At 55.4% G+C, this 19961-nt stretch carries 15 protein-coding genes and 1 tRNA gene; 10 read left to right on the top strand and 6 right to left on the bottom strand.

Annotated elements, in window-relative coordinates; all coding sequences use genetic code 11:
• Nucleotides 1-139 precede the first annotated feature (139 nt).
• From glyQ to Q4501_RS06600, 4 genes are all read left to right on the top strand, one after another.
• The gene (gene glyQ, locus Q4501_RS06615; protein ID WP_303595493.1) at nucleotides 140-1144 is read left to right on the top strand and encodes a glycine--tRNA ligase subunit alpha; all 1005 of its coding nucleotides are present in this window, start codon (nucleotides 140-142) and stop codon (nucleotides 1142-1144) included.
• A gap of 2 nt (nucleotides 1145-1146) precedes the next feature.
• Nucleotides 1147-3228, top strand: coding sequence for a glycine--tRNA ligase subunit beta (gene glyS / locus Q4501_RS06610; protein ID WP_303595246.1), 2082 nt, complete (start codon nucleotides 1147-1149; stop codon nucleotides 3226-3228).
• A gap of 3 nt (nucleotides 3229-3231) precedes the next feature.
• Nucleotides 3232-3801 (top strand): D-glycero-beta-D-manno-heptose 1,7-bisphosphate 7-phosphatase, encoded by a 570-nt coding sequence (gene gmhB, locus Q4501_RS06605; protein ID WP_303595245.1) that lies wholly within the window; start codon nucleotides 3232-3234, stop codon nucleotides 3799-3801.
• A 24-nt stretch (nucleotides 3802-3825) separates the two neighbouring features.
• A tRNA-Pro gene (locus tag Q4501_RS06600) sits at nucleotides 3826-3902 on the top strand.
• A 38-nt stretch (nucleotides 3903-3940) separates the two neighbouring features.
• Here Q4501_RS06600 and Q4501_RS06595 read toward each other — a convergent pair.
• Entirely contained in the window at nucleotides 3941-5305 is a 1365-nt protein-coding gene (locus tag Q4501_RS06595; RefSeq protein WP_303595243.1) for an OmpP1/FadL family transporter, read from the bottom strand.
• A gap of 127 nt (nucleotides 5306-5432) precedes the next feature.
• Between Q4501_RS06595 and Q4501_RS06590 the strand changes: the two genes are divergently transcribed.
• Complete coding sequence (locus tag Q4501_RS06590) at nucleotides 5433-7814, top strand: 7TM diverse intracellular signaling domain-containing protein (RefSeq protein WP_303595241.1); 2382 nt, start codon at nucleotides 5433-5435, stop codon at nucleotides 7812-7814.
• A 114-nt stretch (nucleotides 7815-7928) separates the two neighbouring features.
• Nucleotides 7929-8276 (top strand): RidA family protein, encoded by a 348-nt coding sequence (locus tag Q4501_RS06585; protein WP_303595239.1) that lies wholly within the window; start codon nucleotides 7929-7931, stop codon nucleotides 8274-8276.
• On the opposite strand, the gene Q4501_RS06580 is transcribed toward Q4501_RS06585, so the two are convergent.
• The 4 genes from Q4501_RS06580 to Q4501_RS06565 all read right to left on the bottom strand — a co-directional run bounded on the left by Q4501_RS06580 (nucleotide 8273) and on the right by Q4501_RS06565 (nucleotide 14825).
• On the bottom strand, nucleotides 8273-9391 hold the full coding sequence (locus Q4501_RS06580) for an ABC transporter permease (RefSeq protein ID WP_303595492.1): 1119 nt from the start codon (nucleotides 9389-9391) through the stop codon (nucleotides 8273-8275). The two genes, Q4501_RS06585 and Q4501_RS06580, sit on opposite strands and share 4 nt — an antisense overlap.
• Nucleotides 9392-9393: 2 nt before the next feature.
• Nucleotides 9394-12159 (bottom strand): ribosome-associated ATPase/putative transporter RbbA, encoded by a 2766-nt coding sequence (rbbA, locus tag Q4501_RS06575; RefSeq protein WP_303595238.1) that lies wholly within the window; start codon nucleotides 12157-12159, stop codon nucleotides 9394-9396.
• Nucleotides 12152-13150 carry an HlyD family secretion protein gene (locus Q4501_RS06570; protein WP_303595236.1) on the bottom strand — a complete coding sequence of 333 codons (999 nt, stop codon included), beginning with the start codon at nucleotides 13148-13150 and terminating at the stop codon, nucleotides 12152-12154. The genes rbbA and Q4501_RS06570 overlap by 8 nt, the downstream gene beginning before the upstream one ends.
• Nucleotides 13151-13259: 109 nt before the next feature.
• The gene (locus tag Q4501_RS06565; protein WP_303595234.1) at nucleotides 13260-14825 is read right to left on the bottom strand and encodes a phospholipase D family protein; all 1566 of its coding nucleotides are present in this window, start codon (nucleotides 14823-14825) and stop codon (nucleotides 13260-13262) included.
• A gap of 170 nt (nucleotides 14826-14995) precedes the next feature.
• Here Q4501_RS06565 and Q4501_RS06560 point away from each other — a divergent pair, with 170 nt between their 5' ends.
• The 3 genes from Q4501_RS06560 (at nucleotide 14996) to Q4501_RS06550 (ending at nucleotide 17821) form a co-directional block, all read left to right on the top strand.
• Nucleotides 14996-15541, top strand: a complete 546-nt coding sequence (locus Q4501_RS06560) for a rhodanese-like domain-containing protein (protein WP_303595232.1) — start codon at nucleotides 14996-14998, stop codon at nucleotides 15539-15541.
• Nucleotides 15542-15602: 61 nt separating this feature from the next.
• A complete protein-coding gene (locus tag Q4501_RS06555) occupies nucleotides 15603-17213 on the top strand; it encodes a tetrathionate reductase family octaheme c-type cytochrome (RefSeq protein ID WP_303595230.1) in 1611 nt (536 codons plus the stop codon).
• On the top strand, nucleotides 17210-17821 hold the full coding sequence (locus Q4501_RS06550) for a cytochrome b/b6 domain-containing protein (protein ID WP_303595228.1): 612 nt from the start codon (nucleotides 17210-17212) through the stop codon (nucleotides 17819-17821). Before Q4501_RS06555 ends, Q4501_RS06550 begins: the two co-directional genes overlap by 4 nt.
• 84 nt (nucleotides 17822-17905) lie before the next feature.
• Here Q4501_RS06550 and Q4501_RS06545 read toward each other — a convergent pair whose 3' ends face one another.
• Nucleotides 17906-18346, bottom strand: coding sequence for a hypothetical protein (locus Q4501_RS06545; protein ID WP_303595226.1), 441 nt, complete (start codon nucleotides 18344-18346; stop codon nucleotides 17906-17908).
• Between the two features lie 249 nt (nucleotides 18347-18595).
• Here Q4501_RS06545 and Q4501_RS06540 point away from each other — a divergent pair, with 249 nt between their 5' ends.
• Nucleotides 18596-19858: an FAD/NAD(P)-binding oxidoreductase gene (locus Q4501_RS06540; RefSeq protein ID WP_303595224.1), complete on the top strand. Its 1263-nt coding sequence runs from the start codon at nucleotides 18596-18598 to the stop codon at nucleotides 19856-19858.
• The last annotated feature ends 103 nt before the right edge of the window (nucleotides 19859-19961 follow it).

Here is a 19961-nt window from a genome sequence, read left to right as displayed (position 1 = left end):
AGCAAATTGAATATTGGCTCGATACTAACTCGAGATTGAGTCGAGATTGTGCCGAAGAGTGGCTACACACAGACCGAATCAGCAGGCAAACGTTGTGACAGAAAGAGTGACAGAAAGAGCGACAGACAAGGCAAAGAACATCAGCACTCCGGACATCAGGACTTTTCAGGGCCTGATTCTGGCTCTGCAGAACTTCTGGGCACAGCACGGTTGCGTGGTGCTTCAGCCGCTGGACATGGAAGTAGGCGCAGGTACCTTTCATCCCGCCACCTTCCTGCGGGCCATCGGACCAGAAACCTGGAATGCCGCGTACGTGCAACCAAGCCGTCGCCCCACCGACGGCCGTTACGGCGAGAACCCGAATCGCCTGCAGCATTATTACCAGTTCCAGGTAGTACTCAAGCCATCACCAGACAACATTCAGGAGCTCTATCTCGATTCACTGAGAGCCCTGGGGCTTGATCCGCTGGTGCACGATATCCGCTTTGTTGAAGACAACTGGGAATCTCCCACGCTGGGCGCCTGGGGTCTGGGCTGGGAAATCTGGCTGAACGGCATGGAAGTCACCCAGTTTACTTACTTCCAGCAAGTGGGCGGCCTTGAATGCTACCCGGTTACCGGCGAGCTCACTTATGGTCTTGAGCGCATCGCCATGTATCTGCAGGGTGTCGACAGTGTTTACGACCTGGTCTGGACAGAAGGTCCGGATGGTGTAGTCACCTACGGCGACGTGTTTCATCAGCAGGAAGTGGAAATGTCCACTTACAACTTTGAACACGCAGACGTCGAGTTCCTGTTCCAGAGCTTTGATGTCCACGAGCGTGAAAGTGCCCGGCTGATCGAAGCCGGCCTGGCGCTGCCTGCCTACGAGCAGGTTCTGAAAGCGTCTCATACGTTCAACCTGCTGGATGCCCGCCACGCCATCTCGGTCACCGAACGCCAGCGCTTTATCCTGCGGGTACGTACTCTGGCCAGAGCCGTTGCCCAGGCCTACTTCGACAGCCGGCGCAAGCTCGGCTTCCCGTTGGCCCCGGAGGCCCTGCGCCAGGAAGTGATGACCATAGCCGAAGCAGCCGAGAACAAGGCCAACGGTAAGAAAGGTAAAAAAGCGAAGCAGGAAAAACAGGCAGAGGGTAAGGCATAATCATGGCAAAGCAGGATTTTCTGGTCGAACTGGGCGTCGAAGAGCTGCCCTCGAAAGCACTCAAGCCGCTGTCTGAAGCATTCACTCAGGGTATTACCAAAGGCCTGGAAGACGCGGGCATTGCATTTGGCAAGGTAGAAGCCTTTGCGGCACCGCGCCGCCTGGCGGTTCGCATACGCGACCTGGCCGACGCCCAGCCGGACAAGCCCGTTGAAAAGCGAGGCCCGGCAGTCAAAGCCGCTTTCGATGATTCTGGCAACCCGACTCGGGCCCTTACCGGTTTCGCCACATCACTGGGTGTAACCCCGGATCAGCTCGACACCCTCGAAACCGATAAAGGTGCCTGGCTGGTCTATCGCACGGTAGAGCAGGGCAAGCCCACCGTAGATCTTATGTCCGGGCTGGTTGAACAGTCGCTGGCGTCATTGCCAATTCCCAAGCGTATGCGCTGGGGTGCGCACCGCACGGAATTTGTCCGCCCGGTACACTGGCTGGTAATGCTGTTTGGTAACAAGGTTATTGATGCGCCCATCATGGGTCTGACTCCAGGCAACAAAACCCGGGGCCATCGTTTCCATTGCCCGAAAGCACTGATCATTCCAACGCCTGCGGATTATGAAATTGTCCTTGAGCAAGAAGGGTATGTGATTGCCGATTTCGCCAAACGCCGTGAACAGATCCGTTCCGGTGTCAGCGCCCTTGCTGAGACCGAAGCCGGCGCTAAAGCAATCATTGATGAAGACCTGTTGGACGAGGTCACTGGCCTGAACGAATGGCCAGTGCCACTGATGGGGCGCTTCGACAAACGGTTCCTCGAAGTGCCTGCAGAGGCCCTGATTTCCTCTATGGCGGAGCACCAGAAGTACTTCCACGTGGTAGGTACCGATGGCGCAATGCTGCCATTGTTCATCACCGTCGCCAACATTGAGAGCAAAGATCCTTCGCAGGTAATCTCAGGCAATGAAAAGGTGATCCGACCGCGCCTTTCGGATGCTGCGTTCTTCTATGAAACCGACCGCAAGATCCGCCTGGAAGACCGCATCGAAAGGCTCAAGCCGATTGTTTTCCAGGAAAAACTTGGCAGCGTTTACGACAAAGCCGTTCGCGTAGCAGCGCTGGCCAAGAAAATCGCCGCAGCGATTGGCAGTGATCCTGCCCTGGCCGAGCGCGCCGCCATGCTGGCGAAGACCGACCTTGTCACTGAGATGGTACTGGAGTTCAGCGATCTTCAGGGCATCATGGGCCAGTATTATGCAGCCAACGACGGCGAGCCAGCCGACGTGGCAAAGGCCATGAATGAGCAGTACATGCCGCGCTTTGCAAAAGACGGCCTGCCCACCACGCTCACAAGTTGTGCACTGGCCATCGCAGACCGTCTGGATTCGCTGGTCGGGTTGTTCGGCATTGGCCAGCCGCCATCTGGAACCCGGGACCCCTTCGCTCTGCGCCGGGCCTCTCTGGGTGTGCTCCGCATCATTATTGAAAGGGAGCTGCCACTGGATCTGCAAACCTGTTGTGAATGGGCAGAAGAAAACTTCACCGGACTCACCGAAGACAATACAGCATCCAGTGTTGTTGATTACATGCTGGACCGGTTCCGCGCTTACTACGAGGAGCGTGGCATTAGTGCTGAAGTGTACCTGGCTGTTCACGCCCGGCGACCAACCCGTCCGCTGGATTTCGACCGCCGGGTGAAGGCCGTTGAAGCCTTCCGCCAGCTGCCGGAGGCTCTAGCTCTGGCCGGCGCCAACAAGCGAGTTTCCAATATCCTGTCCAAGCAGGGCGGAGAAAGCTTGGGCGAAACCGTCAACAAAGACCTGCTGCAGGATGCGGCCGAGAAAGCTCTGGCCGAGAAGGTAGACCAGCAAGCCGAGAAGGTGCTCCCGTTGTTCGAGCAAGGCGATTACGCCAGCGCGCTGCAGTCACTGGCGAGCCTGCAGGAGCCGGTAGACAACTTCTTCAACGAGGTTATGGTTATGGCCGAAGATGAAGCCGTGCGGAACAACCGTCTCGCGCTGCTGAATCGTCTGCACAACCTGTTCTTGCGCGTCGCAGATATCTCACTGCTGCCTACTGCTGGCTGACCGATGCTGATCATCCTCGACCGGGACGGGGTCATCAACAAGTATGATGGCAGTTACATCTGCTCTGTAGATGAATGGCAACCCATTCCCGGCAGTATCGAGGCGGTGGCACGACTTTGCAAAGCCGGCCACCGTATCGCCGTTGCCACCAACCAGTCCGGGATTGCGAGGGGGTTTTACGGCACCGACGTGCTGGACGCCATGCATGGAAAGCTGGAAAAGTTGCTGGAGGTTCATGGCGGCAGCATCGGTTTCATCGCCTACTGCCCGCACCATCCGGACGATGGTTGCCAATGCCGCAAGCCGCTCACCGGCCTGCTCAAACAGATCCGTGATCATTTCAAACTGGACGACCTCAAAGGTGCAGTAATGGTCGGAGACAGCCGCATGGATCTGGAAGCAGGTGTTGCAGAAGGCTGCCAATCCGTTCTGGTCCGCACCGGCAACGGTAAAGATACCGAACGCCACCTGAAATCCCGCTCAATACCCGGCGCCAGCGTGGCAATCCACGACAACCTCAGTGCATTTGCGGATGCCTTTTTATCAGGCCCGGGGCTGGTAAAAAACGGATGAATCCGTATAATACCGGCCGTTAATCGGCGTGTGGCGCAGCTTGGTAGCGCACTTCGTTCGGGACGAAGGGGTCGCAGGTTCGAATCCTGCCACGCCGACCATTTCCCGCTTTTATCTTCCTGTATTACCTCTTCGATTCTTAGAAACTCTGACTCAACTGAAGCCCCAGATTCCAGGGGGTAATGTCGTATTCGCTCTGAAACCCGGTTTGTCCCTGGGCAGGGTCTGTCGCTTTGTAGTCAATAGATATATCGCCCTCATAAAACACCCGCGCGACAAACATATCCACCGTCCAGCCATTCCCGGGGTTCTGAAACTGAGCGCCGACAGATACCTGGTGATAGTCCTCGAAAGGTGTCGCTGGTGATCGGGTTGCAAGCGTAACGGGCGATTCATCAAACAGATACCCCGCTTTCAGGGCCCACCGAGGTGTCGCTTGCCATATCGCACCCAGACGCCACTGCCAGGTATCTTTCCAGCTCTGGGGCTCCTCAGTCACACCATCTGCGGCTGGAAAAGCCACCGGGGTACTCTCCCGGGAAACCACCGAGAGCGCGGCGGCACGGCTCCACTTTGCCCAGGTCGCACCGGCCAGCAACTGCCAGTCAGGGTTTAACTGGTGGGCAATATCGATACTCAGGCTTTCCGGTACCTGAATCGGGACCTGTACGCGTTCGGTTACATCGGTCTGAACCAGCCCGCTGGCGGAGAGCTGAGGCGCATTGCTCAGAGTGCCTTTTCCCTGCAGTTCGAACTCCGTACCCGTTCGCCCTGAAAAGCCCAGCGTGGTGTCGGGGGTAAGGTCAAACATCATGCCGAACGTATACTCCAAGGCAACATCATCGCCCTCAAGAGAAACCTTGCCGTCTTCAAGCGTTCCGGCAGGAAGACCAAACCGGGCCTCCAGACCGCTGTAATCCACTGAGTTTTCCTGCTCGGCGCTGGCATAAAGTACGTTGACACCAAAGCCGATGGAAAAGCCATTGCCATCGTTAAAGGCAATCGACGGGCTGAGGCCAACGGAAACCAGATCAATGCGATCTACCAGATAGCGGCCGGCAAAGCCGTCCTCATAGTCCAGGCCCAGGCCGTAGGGCACGAATAGTCCCATGCCGATATCTACCCAATCGTTAACCTCATGAGTCACATAGGCATTCGGAACCACAATCGTACCAACATGGTCTCCGCCACCGTCGCCCGGCACCGGACGGCCGTCAGCCCGGGTTGCGCGTGTAGCATCGTCGCGGCCAAGCGCATCAATGTCCATCAGGAGCAGGCCCGCTGAAACGTTGGTTCCAGATAATCGGCTCATGCCGGCCGGATTGAAGTAAACCGTCGTCGCATCTTGAGGGTTTGCCGCTGCCCCGGCATTACTGGTGCCGGAAGCGCCGGCGCTCTGGTCTGCAAGCGTAAGCCCACCTGCCCATGACAGCGAAGGGGCTGCAAACAGGGCGAGTAAAAGAGAGTAAATTTCCTTTCGGAATCCGTAGGTTGGGCTATACATAGAGCATCCTTTTTATTAGGCTCCAAAGTATAAAGTCTCACTACATGTCACTCAAATAGCGGGCACCAGGGTTTGCAAAACTTTACAGTTTTGAACAGTTCCAGGTTTCGCAGGCAGGGAAGAACCAATGCGTGGAGTCGATCGGAAAACGGGGCTGTTTCAGGTCGTAATCGCCTGTTTGGTGCTTCTTGTTTCGGGCCTTGCCGCGGCCGCCAGCCCGGAGGCTGCCATCAGAGACCTCGGCTCAAAGATGGAGCTTTATCAGGGCAGTTGGAACAAACCGGAGCCGCCACCGGACGACGAGACTGGCTGGGTATCGGTTGCCAACCCCGCCTTTTCAACCTCCGACATCGACAAGCCCATCTGGCTGCGGGCCAATCTTGAAGACCTCGATCTCTCCAGGCAGCACTGGCTGATTCTCCACCCCTATGCACAGCGTGTGAACGTCTATGTCGACGGCAAACCGACGACTCCGGAGCCGCTCCATTTCTTCGCCCCGATGGACGAGCGCCCGGTTCCCCATCACTTTCTCGTTTCTCCAATTCCAACTTTTTCTGAAGGCGAGTCACAAAACCATCGCCTCCATCTCCGGTTGGAACCCTTTTTCCCGGTAAACACTTTTTTTCGTCTTGCGGACGACCAGGGGCTGGTCAAGGAGCTGACGCTGCATACTGCTCTCGGGTTCAGCCTGATGGCCGTTATCGTCATTATGGCCATCTATAACCTGTTTCTGTACTTCAGCACCCGTGATACGGTATATCTCTGGTACGTGGCCGCCTCCTGCGCCTCGCTGGCTTATTCCGCGATGCTCACCAATATCTCTGCCTATGTCATCGCTGACTGGGGGATGCCGCCTAAATACGGTTTCCTGGCCGGCTCAAGCGCACTCCTTCTGCAATTTTTACTGTTCCAGCGGCTTCTGGAAACCAAGACCGCCTTTCCCAAAGTTCACCTGGCGGTCAACGCAGTTCTGGCTATCGGGGCCGTTCTCCTGATCGCTTCACCCTGGATTTCCCAGGACCAACTGGTGGGGGGCATGCTTGTTCTGGGGCACCCGACCTATATCCTGGTTCTGGGTGTCGCGAGTGCCCGGGCTCTCAATGGGTATCATCCGGCAAGATACTTCCTTTTGGGCTGGGTCCCGTTTGTGGCCAGCCTGTTCATGACCACCTTTGAATATATGGGTCTTACCGAGCCAACGTCCTGGGTCTCCTACTACCTGCCCGTCGGTTTGTCCTGGGAAATGGCCCTGTTTTCACTCGCACTGGCCTCCCGCATAAAGATCCTTCGGGACGATCGCAACGCCCTTCAGGCCCGGCAAATCGAAGTCAGCGAAAAAGCCCGGAAAGCCCTTGAACGCAGCAACCAGATAAAGGACGAGTTCCTCAACGCCGTCAGCCACGAGCTGCGCACACCCTTGCATACCATCCAGGGCCAACTGGACCTCATGCGGGAGGCACCGCTTAACAGCGAACAGGACCAGGCTTTCCGCACCCTTGAGTCCGCCAATCTGAGGATGACCCGACAGGTGGGTGGCATTCTGGATTTCGTCGATGCCCAGAGCGATAACCTCGTGGGTTCGCCCCAGGTGTTTGAACCCCGGTCGCTGGCAGACCTGCTCAGTTATGAACTTGCCGAAGCCGCCCGTGCAAAACCCCTGTCGTTGTCGGTTGGCGTGGCAGCGAATGTGCCGCAAAAAGTCTTTATGGACGGACTGATGCTGGAAAAAACCCTGTTTCAGCTCATCGACAATGCGGTCAAGTTCACTCCCGCGAAAGGCCAGGTAGTCGTCTGGTGCGAGAAAGAACAAGGCCAACCCGCTCTTACCATATCGATTACCGACACCGGGCCCGGCATTCCCGCGGAAAAGCGCGACAAAGTATTTCAGGCGTTTGAACAGGGCGAAACCGGCCTGACCCGCCGCTATGCTGGCATGGGGCTGGGCTTGCCATTGGCCAATTCTCTGGCGCTTGCACTTGGGGGGGCGATACGGGTAATCAGTTCAACAGAAAATGGCACGACCATGGAACTCCGCGTACCCTTTGGTGAAATCCATCTATCACCGCCCGATACGAATGAACCCTTTCCCAATGATCGCGATACCCATTCGCCCCGGGTTCTGGTCGTAGAGGATGACGGCAGCAACCGGATGATTCTCCGAAAGCAGCTGAAAGCGATGGGCGTAACGTCCGAAGGGGTTCAGAACGGTCTTGAAGCTCTGAACTCTGCCATGAAAGAGCCATGGGATCTGATCATTATGGACTGCCAGATGCCAGTCATGGATGGCATAGAAGCTACCCGGAGAATCCGCCAGGAGGCGATCAGGAACCTGGGCACGCCCATTATCGCACTCACCGCCAATGCCAGCGCCAGCTACCGCAAGCAATGCCTGGATGCGGGCATGAACGAATACTGCACAAAGCCACTCAGTATGGAGAAGCTGGAAATGCTTGTGCACTCCTACACCGAGCATCGCACGAAAAGACAGTATGAACCTGGGCAAGCTTAATAATAACCGGGGGCCGCGGAGGAGGGGTACGTTTAGTACACAAACCCGGTATTCTTGAGCTCGGTGAGCTGCTACTAACGACAAATTCATTCCACTTTCTTCGAGGCAACACCCATGGCTATAGAACGCATTTCAACCAACAACCGCATGAGCAAAATCGTAAAGCATAATGGCACGGCTTATCTGTGCGGGCAGGTTGCCAAGGACAGGAACGGCGACATTCACACTCAGGTAACCGGAATGCTGGAAAAAGTGGATGAGCTTCTGGAGAGTATTGGTTCCAGCCGAAGCGAGATTCTGTCCGCGACGATTTATCTGGCAGATATGGCCGACTTCAAAGCTCTGAATGAGGTGTGGGATAACTGGGTACCCGAAGGCACTGCTCCAGCACGAGCCTGTGTGCAGGCCCAGATGGCGTCCCCGGAGTTGCTGGTCGAAATCTCGGTAATTGCGGCCTGTTAAACGGCCAGGTGCCGCCGGAACAAGGCCAGTGAGGCGCTGAACACCACTGTCCCTATGGCAGCCAGCGCCAGCATTTGCGGCCACACCACGTCCAGCCCAGCCCCCCGATACAGAATAGCCTGTGCCATGCTTACGAAGTGGGTCGTGGGGGCGACCAGCATAATGTTCTGCACCAGTTCCGGCATGCTTTCCCTTGGTGTAATGCCACCGGAGAGCAGTTGCAAGGGCAGGATGGTCAGAATCAGCAGTAAACCAAACTGCGGCATGGTACGGGCCACCGTGCCAATCAGGATACCGATCGCGGTGGTAGAAAACAGGTGAATCAGGGCACCCGTCAGGAACAGCAAAACCGAGCCCCGCACGGGTACTCCGAGGAATTCCTGAATCACCAGGGTGATGGAAAGGGTAGCCGCCAGCATAACCACCAGACCGTTTGCCCAGACCTTGGCAGCCATAATTTCGAAGGGCCTTACGGGCATCACCATCAGGTGCTCCACCGTGCCATGTTCGCGCTCCCGGATCAGCGCAGCACCGGTAAGGATGATACTGATCAGAGTAATCTCGGTAATCAGCTCCATTACTCCGCCGAACCAGGTGCCTTCGAGATTCGGATTAAAGCTGACCCGGGTAATCAGTTCTACCTGAAGCGTACTTGCGGAGCTTCCCGTCTCCAGGTATTCCGCTACTTCAGTGGTAATTATCTGCTCAATGTAGCTGGCGCCGATAAACGCCTGTGTCATCCGTGTGGCATCAATATCCAGTTGCAGGCTGGATACTTTTCCACTGCGTACGTCCCGTTCAAAACCTTCAGGAATGACCAGGGCGAAAGTATGGGTACCCTGATCCAGCATCTCGTCTATCTGACTGAGGCTAACGAGATCAGGCTTCAGAAACCAGGGCTGTTGCAGCGAGTTGATAACGCGCCCGGAAAGCACTGTCTGATCTTCATCCACGACCGCCACGGGTGCATTGTGCAGCTCCATGGAGCCAGCAGAGCCTGCGGTATAGACAATCAAAGTAAAAGCCAGCAACACAAAAATCAGCAGAACCTTGTCGTGCCAGACGCTGCGCAGCTCTTTAACACCGAGGTTCCATATAGTTTCGAGAGATTCCATCATCAGCGCCCCTGTTTCCTGAGTAATACCACGGATAAAAACGTGAGCACGGGAATGAACGCCGCCAGTATCAGGAAGGCATGTTGCAGGTCACCAAAGGTCAGCCCCTTGGTAAACACGCCACGGGAAATTTCCAAAAACCAGGTGGCCGGCCAGAACTCCCCAATAATCGCAGTAAAGCCTTCCAAAGCAGATACAGGTTCGGTCAGACCGGAGAACTGCACCGTCGGCAGGATGGTAATAATGGCAGTAGCCGCCAAAGCAGCAATCTGGGTAGATGCAAAGGCCGAGATCACCTGACCCAGGCCAGTCGTAACCGTAACAAAGAGCAGAGCGCTCACTGTTAATGTCAGCAAGCTGCCCTTGATGGGCACATCAAACAGGAATATGGCCAGCAATACGAGACTCGCATAGCTCACCATACTGAACCCGATATAGGGCAGTTGTTTGCCCAGCAAAAATTCCAGCCGGGTTACCGGGGTTACGTACAGGTTGGTGATGGAGCCCAGCTCTTTCTCCCGCACAATGCCCAGAGCCATGAGAATCGCTGGAATAAAGATCAACAGAATGGGGATAACCGCGGGCACCATGGCATCCAGGCTTCGGAACTCCTGGTTATACCGGTAGCGGGTTTTTATGGAGACCAGGCTTAACGTTGGCGCAGTGCCATAAGTGCGCAGTATCAGGTCTTCAAAGTAGCTCAGGTGCAATCCCTGGATGTACCCAAGAATAGTCTCTCCACGAAAAGGCATGGCTCCATCTATCCAGACAGCGATCTCTGTAGGCCGGCCACTTTTAAGATCCTTGCCAAACCCCGGAGGGAATGAGAGCGCGAGGCTGAGTTCACCAGATACCATGCGCTGTTCCAGCTCAACCATGGTCGAAATCGGCGGTTGCTCAACAAAATACCGGGAACCCGAAACCGCCGTGATGTAATCCTGGCTCTCAGGACTCTGGTCCTGATCCAGTACGGCGAAAGAAAGATCTTCCACATCCAGGGTAATGCCGTAACCAAGGATCATCATCAGCAGCGCTGAGCCGATAAAGGCAAAGGCCATGCGGATAGGGTCACGCAACAGCTCCCGGGATTCACGGCGGGCATAGGCCAGAAGTCGCCTCGGGCTGAAAGCGCTGTCACGCTTCGCCGATGAGTTATCCGCACTGATAACCTTGCCATCACCACGGCTCTGCGGCTCTTTATCGACTGCTTCAAGGGTCTTCATGAATGCCGCTTCAAGGCTGTCAGCCTCTGCGTCACGGACCAGTGCTGCTGGCGTATCACACGCCAAAACCTCGCCAGCGTGCATCAGGGAAATCCGGTCGCAACGCTCACCTTCGTTCATGAAGTGTGTGGAGATAAAAATGGTCACGCCATCTTCTCTGGACAATTTCAACAACAGCGCCCAGAAGCGGTTGCGAGCGCCTGGGTCCACCCCAGAGGTGGGCTCATCAAGAATCAGCACCTCCGGTGAATGCACCACCGCCACGGCCAGGGATAGACGCTGGCGTACCCCAAGCGGTAAGTCGCCGGCGAACTGCTCCATCACCTCGGCAAGACCAAACTGCTCAGTGAGCTCGGACACCCTGGCTTCAATCGCTTCTGCCGGCAGGTGAAACAGACGGGCGTGTAACTTCAGGTTCTGGCGTACGGTCAACTCGCTATAGAGCGAGAACGACTGGGACATATAACCAACGCGCTGGCGGGTAGCCAGATCTCTGGCGTCCAGTGGTGAACCGAACAGGGAAACCTCGCCCTCCGAGGGCGTGAGCAAGCCGGTGAGCATTTTCATGGTTGTGGTCTTGCCACAACCATTGGAGCCCAGAAAACCGAATATCTCACCTTTCGGGATGGTAAAGCTGACGTTCTTCACCGCCGTAAAGTCACCAAAACGCAGGGTAAGATTGTGAGCCTCTATGGCCGGTGCATCGTCCCAAGAGGCATCACCTTTTGTCGAAGAGGTGACCTCTCCGCCTCCAGATACAAATTCCTGGCGATCCTCTGGCAACAGGGCAATAAATGCATCATCCAGGGTTTCTGTACCCGTTTTCTGTTTCAACTCCGCAGGGGAACCCGTCGCCAGAATGGAGCCTGCATCCATCGCAACCAGCCAGTCGTAGCGCTCGGCTTCTTCCATATAGGCCGTAGCCACCAGCACGCTCATCGATGGCTGCTGCCGGCGAATCGTATCAATCAGGTCCCAGAAGCGCTGGCGTGAAAGCGGGTCCACCCCGGTGGTGGGCTCATCTAGAATCAACAGCTCCGGGTTGTGGATAAGCGCACAACACAAGCCCAGCTTCTGCTTCATGCCTCCGGAAAGCTTACCCGCAGGCCGGTCGCGGAAATCCAGTAGCCCTGTGGCATCCAGTAAGCGGTCAACTTGCTCGGTTCGGGCCTTACCGGTCAGACCAAACAGATCGGCAAAAAAACCAATGTTCTCGTCGACGGTGAGCGTATGGTACAAATTTCCGCCGAGGCCTTGGGGCATATAGGCAATGCGCGGTGAAACCTCTTTTCGAAACCGGGAGCTCGCCATATCGCCACCCAGCACCTGTAACTTACCCTGCTGCAGTTTGCGGGCGCCAGCCACCAACCCCAACAGTGTGGACTTACCCACGCCATCCGGGCCAATCAATCCGACCATGCAACCCGCTGGAACCTTCAGGTTGATGTCTTGTAACGCCACGCGAGCGCCATAAAAGTGGCTGAGGGCCTCAAGCCGAGCTACGCCCGCCTCAGCCTCTAAACCCGTGTTCTGCATCTCAGCCATTGGGCAAAGTCACCTGCAGATTTTCTGGCCAGGGCTTGCTTTCATCAAGGCGCACATAGGCGTCACCCGGAACACCGGTTTTTACCCTGTCGCGATAGGCTTTCAGCAGTTCCGCATCTATGCGAATGCGCACTCTGAACATGAGCTTTTCCCGCTCGCTTCGGGTTTCCACAGCCTTGGGCGTGAACTGGGCTTCGGCAGCAACAAAGCTCACTTCCGCCGGCACTACGAAATCGGGCAGGGCATCCAGAATAATGCGTGCTTCAGATCCAACCCTGACTTTACCTGCCTGAACCGTGGGCAAGAACACGGTCATATAGACGTCGGTAACATCCAGTATGGTGGCAACTTTACCACCGGCAGCCAGTACTTCACCGGGTTCTGCAAGCCTGTAAAGCACTCGCCCGCCAATCGGGCTATCGAGATGGCTGTCATCAATGGTGCTTTCTATCTTGCGAATGCTGGCCTGCGCGGCTTCAATACCGGCTTGTGCCGAAGCAATCTGCACCCGCGCAGCCTGTAACGCAGCGTCGGCTGTGTCTGCGGCCGTGCTTGCCTGATCAAGCTGCTCCCGGGACACATGGCCTTTTTCCACCAGGGCTTCAAACCGGCCCAGTTCGGCGCGGGCCAGGCGTTTTTCACTCTCCCGTTGTTTCACAACGGCTTCTGCCAGGCGCTTGCCTTCGATAGCCTGGCTCAGGTTGGCCTCGGCAGCCGCCAGACTCGCGTCCAGTTCATCGGTATCCATCGCGGCAACCAGTGTGCCTGCCTCAATCAGATCCCCTTCGGCGACAAAAAGGCTGTCCAGCCGTCCTGCAATTCGGGTAGCAATGTCTACCTGAGTCGCCTCAATACGGCCATTGCCAGAGGCAATGTGCTCCGGCAGCTCGTCACTATCGGGGAGGAACTGCCAGGCCAGGATCGCAAGCAGTGCAATCATGGCCAGCGCGATCAGGAGTTTCAGATAGGATCTTGGGTTTGAACTGGACATGCATATTCCCCGATTCGGTTGTGGGCTTGCGTACCTATATTGAAGTGGACATCAGTATATCACCGGGCACTTTCTGGTGACTGACACGTATCAAAGGCGTACAAGATACTCAGAGCAAGGATTCAATAGGCAAAAACGAGAAAAAGGAAACCATCATACGCTTGATCAACCCGGTTCCCGGGTCCTGGCTATGCGTGATCACTTGCTCACCATTACGCTCCAGCCATTGCAGATCGCCAGCTTCGTCCAGAACCAATTCGTAGGCGGTCACACGTACCTGCTCCTCAAACCGCGCCTCCATCATCCGGGTCAGCTCCGGGCTCTCAATAACAAAACCCAGCTCGGTATTGATATGAACAGATCGAGGGTCGAAATTGAATGACCCGACAAAGAGGCGTTTGCCATCCACAGCGAAGGTTTTAGCGTGAAGGCTCGAAGACGAACTGCCCGTCAGGGATTTTTGTAACCGCTCCTCCTGTGGTTCCCCTCCAGGCAGTTTGCGCAGCTCAAATAACTCAACTCCCGCCTCCAGCAGCGGCTTGCGATATTTGGCGTAGCCAGAATGCACCATGGCTACGTCATTGGCTTCCAGAGAGTTGGTCAGCACACGTACCTGAACACCATTACTCTCCATCTCCCTGAACATTTCCACACCGGTTTCGGTGGGGATGAAGTAAGGCGATACCAGTGTTACTGAGCGTTCAGGCCTACCAATGGCTTCTGCCAGTTGCCGGCTCACTGGATCATTTTTGGATTTTTCCCCCCATACCTTGGCGGGGTCGTCACTAACCATCGAAACAGGAGCCCAGGTATATTCCAGATCACCGGCCAGCAGGTTTTTCAGGAATCCGGATTCGGCCACCGCACAGACATACCTGCTCGCCTCGGTGCTGGCGCTGCATTCTCTGGTTGTCTCAACAACCCGCTCCAGATCTACTTCTGCAGGCTCAGGCAGAATGATCGCAGCAGGATAGGACGAAGCACTTGACCAGTAACGGTCAAAGTCATCAGAAAGCTCGCTCACAACCGGCCCGATGGCCAGTACATCAAGGTCGGCAAACATCGCACCCTGACCTGCTCCAAAGTATTGATCAGCAACGTTGCGCCCACCAATAATGGTCGCCTGGTTATCGGCGGTGAAGGATTTGTTGTGCATACGGTGGTTCAACCGCTGAAAGCTGGTTACATATCCAATCCACTTCGGGCTACGCACAACAAAGGGATTAAACAGGCGAACCTGTATATTCGGGTGAGTATCCAGCGCTGCCAGGGGCTTATCGAGCCCGGAAATACCATTGTCATCCAGCAGGAGCCGAACGCGGACGCCTCTCTCGGCTGCCCGGTAAAGCACATCAAGCAGCAGGGTGCCGGTGATGTCGGATTGCCAGATGTAATACTGAACATCCAGCGTCGCATCAGCACCTTCGGCCAGAAGCGCACGGGCAGCAAACGCATCATGGGCATTTTCCAGCAGAACAACTCCACTTTCACTCGGGTGTGCAAGCGTCAGAGGTTCAATCGCAGCTCCCAGCCGGGTATTTGCAGTTTGTTCTGCGGGCACAGACCGGCTTTCAACGCGATCATTCAGGGACGGCAAGGCGCATCCGCTTATGGTCAGTACCAAGGCAAGAAAGGGTAAAAAAATGCCAGGAAGATGCCATCCAGGCTGGTTCAACAATTGCAGCACTCCTTCTGACCAGAGAGATAAGTTTAGCAGCTCCATGGACTATTTGATCTTGGTCAATCAAACGATTATAAGCTTATAACTTAGGTTGAGACTTCCAACCCATTGGGGGTATGGTAAAAGCTGAACTCCATTCTATTCCGACTTCGGGAGAAAAAGCGATGAGGCTGTTACTGGCTGCACTTCTCATTACCTTCGGGCTGAGCTTTCAAGCTTCTGCAAAAGACGCGTTGTCTCTGACTCCACAAGAGACCTACGATCTGGTTCAGAAACAGGGCGATCAGGTTCTGTTCGTTGACGTACGGGATCCGGTAGAAATCATGTTTATCGGTTACACCGATGTCGTGGATATAAACATTCCTTTCATGCTCGCCGATCGCAGCACTTTTCTCGCGGACAAAGGCCGGTTTGCCATGGAAACCAATCCGAACTTTGCGGCCAGCGTTGAGCAGGCTCTGAAAGACAAAGGGCTCGGCAAAGATGCACTGATTATTACCATGTGCCGCTCCGGTTCCAGCCGTGGTAAGCCCAGCGCCGACTATTTGCTGGAGCATGGTTTCACTAACGTGAAATACATTGATCACGGCTTTCAGGGCAGTGGCGCCAAAGAAGGGAAAAAAGCCGGAATGAGAATTGTAAACGGCTGGCAGAACGAAGGCCTGCCCTGGTCCATGAAGCTTAATCCGGAAAAAATATTCCAGCCCTGATAACTGCTTTACTGGTGGAGCACGGGGGATTCCTTAATCTGACAATAGTACGGAGAACGTCATGGCCAACCTGATAAAGGCTCTCCCTGCCAGACACCTGGTGGCGAGCATGGTGACAGCCCTGCTAGTGTTGACTGGTATCCCTGCCATGGCGGCGGTTGAGCGTGCTCCCGCCACCGCCGACCACAGCAAATTCAAAGCATTAAAAGGCCCGTTTGAATCCGCCAGCGAGGTAACCGAGGCCTGTCTCAAGTGCCACACCGAGGCCGCCGGGCAAATCAAGGCTACTACACACTGGACCTGGCTCTATGAGCATCAGGAAACCGGGCAGACGCTGGGGAAAAGCAAGGTTATCAACAGCTTTTGCGGGATGGCTGTTACCAATGAACCCCGGTGTACTTCCTGCCACGTAGGTTATGGCTGGGAGGACATGAATCAGCCGCCGCCAGAAGCCGACTCTGCCGTCGATTGTCTGGTGTGCCACGACACAACCGGCGATTACTGGAAATTCCCGACCCTCGCAGGCGACCCGACTTATGTGCCCCGGGAATGGCCGAAAGGCAGCGGGAACATGGTCCAGCCGCCGGATCTGCCCAAAATTGCGCAAAATGTGGGCGCCAGTGGCCGCGCCAATTGCGGTAGTTGCCACTTCTACGGCGGCGGTGGCGACGGTGTTAAACACGGCGACCTCGATTCTTCACTGGTATCGCCCGATCGCTCCCTCGACGTTCATATGTCGCCCGATGGCGGTAACTTCAGTTGTTCCGATTGCCATTCAACCTGGGGCCACAGTGTTTCCGGCAGCCGCTATCAGGTGAACGCCAAAGACACTCTGGGCATTGATATCCCTGGCCACACCGATCTCAGTCGCGCGAGCTGCGAGTCCTGCCATGGCGGCCAGCCCCATGAAAAGGAAAAGCTGAACGATCATGTCGACAAACTGGCCTGCCAGACATGCCACGTACCCGCGTTTGCGCGGGGTGGCGTACCAACCAAGATGTGGTGGGACTGGTCTACCGCCGGCAAGCTGGATGAAAACGGCAAGCCGATCACCACATACGACGAAGCCGGCCATGTAAGCTATCTGAGCGAGAAGGGTGATTTTCGCCACGGTGAAAATGTGGTGCCTTACTACGCCTGGTTTGATGGTACCGTTGAGTACACGATGGTCGATGAGCAGTTCGACATCGACAACCCGCCCCTGGAAATCAATCGACTGGATGGCGGTCCGGACGACCCGGCTTCACGCATCTGGCCATTCAAGTTGATGCGCGGCAAGCAACCCTTCGATACTGAAAGTAAAACACTTCTGGCCACTCACGTATTTGGCGCCGATGATTCTTCGCTCTGGAGCAACTACGACTGGCCCAAAGCCCTGAAATTTGCCAGCGAAATGTCGGGCATGCCATTCAGTGGCAACTTCGACTTCATAGAAACCAAAATGTACTGGCCGATTACGCACATGGTGCCACCTGCCGATCAGGCCCTGCGTTGCGGCTCCTGCCATTCGGGAGAAAGTCGCCTGGCGGGTATTGGTGGCATTTATATGCCGGGGCATAGCGCCAACCCATGGCTGGATCGTATTGGCTGGTTGGTTGTGGCGCTCACCCTGGCAGGCGTCATCATCCACGGCCTTCTGCGTGTGGTCTTCAGAAAGAGGAAGCAATCATGAGCCGGGTAATGGTCTACAAACGCTTTGAGCGCTTCTGGCACTGGTTTCAGGCCTTGTTGATTTTCAGCCTGCTGATCACCGGTTTTGAAATACACGGCAGTTATTCATTGCTGGGTTTTGGTGACGCTACACGGCTGCATACCATCGCGGCCTGGTCACTGATCGTACTCTGGCTGTTTGCGATTTTCTGGCACATCACCACCGGCGAATGGCGCCAGTATGTGCCCACCCGTGACGGTCTGTTTGCGGTGATGCATTACTATCTGATTGGCACCTTTACCGGTGCCGAACACCCCTACCGCAAAACCACCAAAGCCAAGCATAATCCGTTGCAGCGCCTGGCGTACCTGTTTTTCAAACTGGGGATCTCACCTGCGATCTGGGTGAGTGGGCTGTTGTACCTGTTCTACAACGACTGGCCGGCCACATTGGCGGGAGTTCTCAGCCTTGAAGCAGTGGCATTTGTTCATACTGCAGCTGCCTTCGCCATGCTGGTTTTTATTATCGCTCATGTATATATGGCTACGATGGGCCACACCCTGACCAGCCTCATCAAACCGATGGTGACCGGCTACGAAGACCTGGACGAGCCTGCCGGCAAACCCTGATAACCTGTGTGCTGCGACCTACAAAAAAGCCGGCCCCGTTAAAGGGGCCGGCTTTTTCACATCCCGGGACTCTGTCAGAAAATCTCAGAAAGTGAAGGTACGCATTGCCGGATTCAGCATCTGATCCGCCATCTCCGGAGGAGTAGCAACGCCCACACCATCAATCAGGTCATCCTTGCTGTGGTCGCCGTTAGGAAGGTAAAGAGCGCAGACGTTGGCAACGCCACCCTGCTTCATCAACCCACGCAGCATCTGTCCAGGAGTTACGTCCTTTGGCTTCAATGCCGGGGCTTCATAGTTCTTCAGAGCCAGATCGCCAGCTTTGTCACACAGCAGTACATTTACCTTGGCACCCTTCTGGGCCATGGTATTGGAAAGAACCATCGCCATACCCTGGGTTTGCAGGGAATCGCTTGAAAGAATCACCAGTACTTCCTCAACCATTTTCTGATCTCCTGCATGAGCGCTGATGGGGGCAACAGCAACCACGGCCGCTGCAACAAGTGCCTTGAGTGATTTGATCATTGTGATGTGCTCCTTGTGTCGGTTTAACGTTGGTCTAATCCCAGACTAGACCAGGCATCCGCATGGTTCAGTGACAAAGTCACCTTCAGTCAGGCCCCGAAAGGGCGAAACCGTCTTCAGATTCACCATAGAGTGAATAGCCATCTTTTATATTACTATTTTATATAACGATAGAACCCATTGTTTGATACGATTTGATGTATCTCAAGAGAAGACCACGCTTTCAAATAATGACAAGAGGTTCCAGGTATGAGCAGCAACCCAACAGAGCAGGATAAAAACAAACACCACACAGTGGTTATTGTCGGGGGCGGTGCCGCAGGCATTTCCGTTGCCTCCAGTCTCCATAAAAGAGACAGCTCGCTGGACATCGCAATTATCGAACCAGCACAAAAACACCATTACCAGCCTGGCTGGACAATGGTCGGCGGTGGCATTTTCAATCCCGAAGTAACCTCAAAGCCCATGTCTTCGGTTATGCCCGGCTTCGTCTCCTGGTACAAACAATCTGCGTCGTCTGTTGATGAGGAGAATAACCGTATCACTCTGGCCGACGGCTCCCGCATTGGTTACCAGGCGTTGGTGCTGGCACCTGGGCTGGAACTGAACTGGGGCGGTATTGATGGCTTGAAAGAAGCATTGGGCTCAAACGGCGTTACGTCCAACTACCAGGAAGGTATGGCCAGATACACCTGGGAAACAGTACAGAACCTTAAGAGCGGACGGGCGCTGTTCAGCCAGCCGCCCATGCCCATCAAATGCGCCGGTGCACCTCAAAAGGCTATGTATCTGTCTTCGGATTACTGGCTCCGGAACAAGGTTCTGAACAACCTGGACATCGAGTTCCATAACGCCGGCGCCGTGCTTTTTGGCGTCCCCGATTACGTTCCGGCGCTGGAAAGCTATATTGAGAAGTACGGTATCGATCTTAACTTCCAGAGCAATCTGGTCTCAGTGAACGGCCCCTGCCGTAAAGCCGTATTTCGTCGAACAGATGCCGACGGCAACACGGAAGACCGGGAAATCGGTTTTGATATGCTGCATGCCGTTCCACCCCAGCGCGCCCCTGAGTTCATCCGGGAATCCCGGCTAGCCAATGAAGGTGGCTGGCTGGATCTTGAAGACGACACTCTCTGTCACAAACGCCATACCAACATTTTCGGGCTGGGGGATGTGAGTGGCACAGGCAACGCAAAAACCGCTGCCGCCGTTCGTAAACAGGCACCAGTTGTTGCCGACAACCTGATCGCAAGCCTGCGCAACCAGCCGATGAAAGCGGCTTATCTTGGCTACGGCTCCTGCCCGCTGACCGTGGAAAACGGTCGTATAGTATTGGCAGAATTCGGTTACGGTGGCGTGTTGCAGCCCAGTTTTCCAACCTGGGTGAACGATGGCACCAAAGCGACACGAGCCGCCTGGTTTCTGAAAGCCAAGCAACTGCCAGCGCTCTACTGGCATGTTATGCTCAAAGGCCACGAGTGGCTGGCGAAGCCGGCACGCCGCTCCGCCTGACAACCTGACCCCAATCCACCTCGATAAACAACTTTTCTACGATTAACAGCCATAGCGCTTTGGCGCTATGGCCACCTGCTGCTATTATCTTATAACAAGTTTC

The organism is Marinobacter sp. 2_MG-2023 (assembly GCF_030546935.1).
Taxonomy (GTDB): Bacteria; Pseudomonadota; Gammaproteobacteria; order Pseudomonadales; family Oleiphilaceae; genus Marinobacter.
Note: the sequence above shows the minus strand (reverse complement) of the source record. Positions and strands in the feature narration are given on the sequence as shown.

Excerpts from the sequence above, each read along its gene's own strand:
- glyS (WP_303595246.1), top strand. The coding sequence starts at position 1,147 with ATGGCAAAGCAGGATTTTCTGGTCGAACTGGGCGTCGAAGAGCTGCCC.
- gmhB (WP_303595245.1), top strand. The coding sequence starts at position 3,232 with ATGCTGATCATCCTCGACCGGGACGGGGTCATCAACAAGTATGATGGC.
- Q4501_RS06595 (WP_303595243.1), bottom strand. The coding sequence starts at position 5,305 with ATGTATAGCCCAACCTACGGATTCCGAAAGGAAATTTACTCTCTTTTA.
- Q4501_RS06590 (WP_303595241.1), top strand. The coding sequence starts at position 5,433 with ATGCGTGGAGTCGATCGGAAAACGGGGCTGTTTCAGGTCGTAATCGCC.
- Q4501_RS06585 (WP_303595239.1), top strand. The coding sequence starts at position 7,929 with ATGGCTATAGAACGCATTTCAACCAACAACCGCATGAGCAAAATCGTA.
- Q4501_RS06580 (WP_303595492.1), bottom strand. The coding sequence starts at position 9,391 with ATGGAATCTCTCGAAACTATATGGAACCTCGGTGTTAAAGAGCTGCGC.
- rbbA (WP_303595238.1), bottom strand. The coding sequence starts at position 12,159 with ATGGCTGAGATGCAGAACACGGGTTTAGAGGCTGAGGCGGGCGTAGCT.
- Q4501_RS06570 (WP_303595236.1), bottom strand. The coding sequence starts at position 13,150 with ATGTCCAGTTCAAACCCAAGATCCTATCTGAAACTCCTGATCGCGCTG.
- Q4501_RS06560 (WP_303595232.1), top strand. The coding sequence starts at position 14,996 with ATGAGGCTGTTACTGGCTGCACTTCTCATTACCTTCGGGCTGAGCTTT.
- Q4501_RS06555 (WP_303595230.1), top strand. The coding sequence starts at position 15,603 with ATGGCCAACCTGATAAAGGCTCTCCCTGCCAGACACCTGGTGGCGAGC.
- Q4501_RS06550 (WP_303595228.1), top strand. The coding sequence starts at position 17,210 with ATGAGCCGGGTAATGGTCTACAAACGCTTTGAGCGCTTCTGGCACTGG.
- Q4501_RS06545 (WP_303595226.1), bottom strand. The coding sequence starts at position 18,346 with ATGATCAAATCACTCAAGGCACTTGTTGCAGCGGCCGTGGTTGCTGTT.
- Q4501_RS06540 (WP_303595224.1), top strand. The coding sequence starts at position 18,596 with ATGAGCAGCAACCCAACAGAGCAGGATAAAAACAAACACCACACAGTG.